At 66.7% G+C, this 4195-nt stretch carries 5 protein-coding genes; 1 reads left to right on the forward strand and 4 read right to left on the reverse strand.

All coding sequences use genetic code 11. The features are described 5' to 3' along the window. Nucleotides 1-79: 79 nt before the first annotated feature. A complete protein-coding gene (locus VH969_RS25040; RefSeq protein ID WP_331978401.1) occupies nucleotides 80-331 on the forward strand; it encodes a hypothetical protein in 252 nt (83 codons plus the stop codon). 1 nt (nucleotide 332) lies between these two features. Here the strand turns inward: VH969_RS25040 and VH969_RS25045 are convergent, their stop codons facing one another. From VH969_RS25045 to VH969_RS25060, 4 genes are all read right to left on the reverse strand, one after another. Next, nucleotides 333-824 carry a WapI family immunity protein gene (locus tag VH969_RS25045; protein WP_331978403.1) on the reverse strand — a complete coding sequence of 164 codons (492 nt, stop codon included), beginning with the start codon at nucleotides 822-824 and terminating at the stop codon, nucleotides 333-335. A gap of 35 nt (nucleotides 825-859) precedes the next feature. Continuing rightward, nucleotides 860-1621, reverse strand: a complete 762-nt coding sequence (gene istB / locus VH969_RS25050) for an IS21-like element helper ATPase IstB (RefSeq protein WP_331978405.1) — start codon at nucleotides 1619-1621, stop codon at nucleotides 860-862. A gap of 44 nt (nucleotides 1622-1665) precedes the next feature. Beyond that, nucleotides 1666-3267, reverse strand: coding sequence for an IS21 family transposase (gene istA / locus VH969_RS25055; protein WP_331978407.1), 1602 nt, complete (start codon nucleotides 3265-3267; stop codon nucleotides 1666-1668). A 571-nt stretch (nucleotides 3268-3838) separates the two neighbouring features. Further along, the coding region (locus VH969_RS25060) for a transposase (protein ID WP_331978409.1) at nucleotides 3839-4195 on the reverse strand (357 nt) is incomplete at its 5' end.

Consider the following 4195-nt stretch of genomic DNA (forward strand, 5'->3'; position numbering starts at 1 on the left):
TGGCCGTGTCAACTTGAGTCGGCCCCGGAGCGACGGTTCGAAGTGGCCCCGGTCGGTCTGCGTCTGACACGCTGCCGCCGTGATCAGAGTGCGAGTAACGAACGAGGACGAGCGCCCTCGGCGCTGGAACGTCGAGCCGTATGGCGACGACTTTGCGTTGCTGCCGAACGACTCGCTCACCGTCGAGGTCGAGAGTGGTCCTGACGTGCTGATCGAAGTTGGATTGCATCCGGACCGCGTCGGCGACGTGCTGTGGATCTATGTCGACGGAGAACCGGCGGTCCCATCGGATCTCAAGGTCAACGATCGGAGTGTGTGGTCGCCGCAGTGACTCACGAGTTGTCGGCGAGGCGGTCGGGGTAGCGCGAGACGTCCGCTTCCCAGTCCGCGACAGCAGCAGAAATCTGCTCTGCTGACGCGCGCAGCGTCAGCACGTTCGGGCGGCCGGCGCGGTGGTCTGGTCGATTGGCTGGCGAGCGGAATTCCAGGTCGAGCTCGGCCCGGATCAGTGCGTAACCATCTTGATACGAGGCGAGCTCGAACGCGAGGTTGGGCTCGGTGAACGAAGCGCGACATGGGCCTGTGGCCGGCGGAGTGCCGCCGCGTGCTGTTGCGTCTGCGATCTCGCCGAGCCATCTGACCAGACGGGTTGATTCATCGCAGGTGAGCGCCTGCCAGCAGAAGCCCCACGACTCGTCGGCGGTCTGCGCTCGCCCCTGCACCATGTGCCAGCTGTAGCGCTGTTGCGGGTTCTCTGCCTCAGGGAACTGGTAGCCGACGATCGACAGCTCCAGGAGGTCCTCGCCGTCCGAACCGAGCCTCATGGAAAGAGTGTCGCAAAGCAGGCTTGATCCGCTGCTCATGATCGGGATCGTGCGACGCGCGCGTGCGCGAGTCGATAGCTGGTCGTGCCGGTTTCGATGATCTGTCCGGCGAATGTCAAGCGATCAACTATGGCCGCGCAGAGCCGAGGGTCCGTGAAGGTTTTTGTCCAGCCGCTGAAGGCTTCGTTAGAGGCGATGGCCACCGCTGAGCGTTCTTCTCGCTCGGTGAGAACCTGGAAGAGGAGTTCGGCGCCGCGCCGGTCGAGTTCCATGTATCCAAGTTCGTCGAGGCAGAGTAGGTCGACGCGGCCGTAGCGGGCGATCGTCTTGGACAGCTGCTTGTCGTCGGCGGCCTCGACCAGCTCGTTCACCAGTTTGGACGCGAGGGTGTAACGGACTCGGTGCCCGGCCTCGGCCGCGGCGGTGCCCAGACCGATCAGCAGATGCGATTTTCCGGTGCCGCTGTCGCCGATCAGGCAAAGTGGGTGGCCGGCTTTGATCCAGGTGCAAGTGGCGAGTTGGTGGATCACCGCAGGGTTGATCGACTTGTTGGCGTCGAAGTCGAATTCCTCGATGCGCTTGTCACGCGGGAAGCCGGCGTCGTGGATCCGGCGGGCGGCGCGGCGCTTGTCGCGGTCGTCGCATTCGGCCATGACGAGTTCGGCAAGGAAGCCGAGGTAGGACAGCTGTTCGCGTTGCGCGGCTGCGGCGATCTCTTCGAACCGGTCGCGAATCGTGGGCAGCCGCAGCACGCGGGTGCCGGAGTCGATCGCGGCGGCAGCCGCTTGCTCGGTCACCCCGCGCCGTGTGGCCGGTGTGCTCCTGGTGGTCGTCGCTGTGCTCATGAACTGGCCTTTCCGAGTAGGTCGTCGTAGGCGTCGACCGAGGGCAGCGGCCGGTCGTCGCCGGGCAGCTCGCTCAGGCGCCGTTCGGTGAGGCTGATCACCTGGTCCCGGTGGCGCGGTGTCGCCTCGATCGGCGGCGCGGAGACGCCTCGTCGTTGTGCGGCTTTGCGGGCTTCGACGGCCACGACGTCGGGACTGATCGAGCCGACCGACAGCGCGGCGGTGATGCCGGCGAGCAGGTCGGCGTGTTCGAGGTGGCGGTGCAGCAGCAGCACCTCGATCAGCGTTCGCGTCCCGGCGCTGTCGCCGAGCGCTTTGCGGGCGGCAGCCCAGAACGCGTCATGGGTGGCGGTGAACACACCGGCGGTGCGGGCCTGAACCAGAGCGGTGGCGCCGGGCAGCGCGCCGGGCTTGCGCAACAGGATCTCCAGATAGTGGTCCAGGTCGAGGACCTTCACGCCCTTGCCGATCGCGCGCTGATGACGAGCCACGACGGTGTTCTTCTCATAGACGTCGACCATCGAGGCGGACAGCTTGACCCGCACCCGGTGCCCGATGAACCGCGCCGGGACGCTGTATTGGTTGCACCGCACCATCACCTGCGCATACCGATCCACCCGCGGGGTAAGGGTGAGCGCGGTGTCGAACGGCTCGACCGGCAACGGGCGCAGCAGCGTCTTCTCGAAGGCCCAGTCGGTGCCGACGTTGTTGGTGCGGTTGCCGACCCGGCGCTGGTCGTCTTCGTTGTCCCAGCGTTCCAGCAGTTCGTTGAGTTCCTCGATCGAGTCGACAACCGGCATCGGGACGCAGTGGTTGCGCCGGAACCGGCCGCCCTCGCCTTCGACGCCGCCCTTCTCGTGGCTGCCCTCGTGTCCAGAGATGCAGTAGAACGCGTCGAAACCGTAGTGCGACCTGAACGAGACCCAGCGGTCGGACTCGACCCGGGTGCGGCCGAACAGCACCCGCGATACTGCGGGCTTGAGGTTGTCGTAGCGGATCTGCCCGAGCGGGACGCCGCCGAGCCGGTCGAAGGCGTAGACGTGGCTCTCGAGGAACGCCTCCTGTCCCTGCGACAGCGACGCACGGTGCGCCGCCCTTGCTGAGTACGACAGCCGCATCGTGAACAGCGCTGTCTTGGTCTTGACCCCACGCAAGATCACCCACAGGTCGTGGAAGTCGACCTCACCCTCGGCTGCTGGCGGATGGGTCTGTGGGACGTAGCCCTCCTCGGTGGGCTTGCCCGCTTCGGCGGCGATCTCCGGCCGGCGCTTGTGCACATAGTCACGCACCGTCGAATACGACAGCGCAACTGCGCCGTGCTCATCCACCAGCCGCGCCAGGATGCGGCGGGCGGTGTGCCGCTGCTTCTTCGGTGCGTCCAGGTCGCTGCGCAGCATGCCGTCGACCGTCGTCTTGAACGGCTCCAGCCGCGGCGAGATCCGCGCCGGCGTCTTGCGCGGCGGCGGGACCGCGCTGGCCAGCGCCTGCCGAACCGTGCGCCGATGCACGTGATACTTCTCGGCCAGCTCGCGGATCGAGCACTCCTCGACCCGCGCGTCGCGTCTGATCGCCGCGAACAACTCCACCCTCGACCTCACCCTCCGACCCCTTCCGTGATCACCGAATCGGTCGGTGATCACGGTCAAGTGGGGCCAGATCAAGCCGTCACAACCGTCCCGGCGTGTCGGCAAGCGGGGCCAAATCAGACCGTCACAGCGGCGACGCAGCGCCGCGCTAGTGGAGCCAGTTCAAGCCGTCACGGTGGGGCCAACTCAGGCTGCCACGGCCAGACTTTGCTGGCCAAGGCACCGACCTGTGTTGGACGCTCTTGGTAGACGAGCCAGCTCCCCACGATGCCCTCGTCGGCCACATGCGCAAGCGCGTCAACCAACTCATCAACGCCAACTTGCGCTTCACGTTTGGGCAGTAGCCGATTCGCTCGCACATCAGCGTGAGTTGTTTTGCGCAAGCTTTGGGTCGGTGCCTCGTCCGTCGTCTGTCCCTGCATAGCTGAATGGGGTTGGTCCCGGCAGCGTGTGATCGGGTTGGTGAGACGACGGGCGGGGCTGCCCATGATGTGCGTCGAGATCAGCGTGTTTCTCTATGCCGCGGAGGGCTCGCCCCGACCGTCTGCTTGTGCGCCGCGATGGTTGCTGATGTCGCGCCGGGTTAGGCAGCGGCGGCGGGCTCGGTTCGTGCTCGGGTGCCGTGGGTGGCGATGTTCGGGTCCCAGGCTTTGCCGGTGGTGATCACGGCGTGCAGGTGACGCAGGATCGCGGCGGCGATCACGGTCTGGGCTTGGGTCACGCGCAGCTTGTTGTGCTCGCGGGTGGTCAGGTGGGCGTATCTGGCGGCGTAGACGGGGTTGGTGCGTTGCGCACCCCAGACCGCCCGCCAGGCCGCGAGCCGCAGTCCGGGGCGACCCTGGCCAGTGAGTTTGGTGCGCCCGACGAAGCTGCCCGACAGTTTCTCCCGCGGCGCGAGGCCGGCATGTTTGACCAGGGCGCGGGCGGTGGCGAACCGGTG

It is taken from the genome of Actinophytocola sp. (assembly GCF_036555685.1).
Taxonomy (GTDB): domain Bacteria; phylum Actinomycetota; class Actinomycetes; order Mycobacteriales; family Pseudonocardiaceae; genus Actinophytocola.

Bases quoted from the DNA above. Each gene is read 5' to 3' on its own strand.
- VH969_RS25045 (WP_331978403.1), bottom strand. From the start codon at position 824: ATGAGGCTCGGTTCGGACGGCGAGGACCTCCTGGAGCTGTCGATCGTC.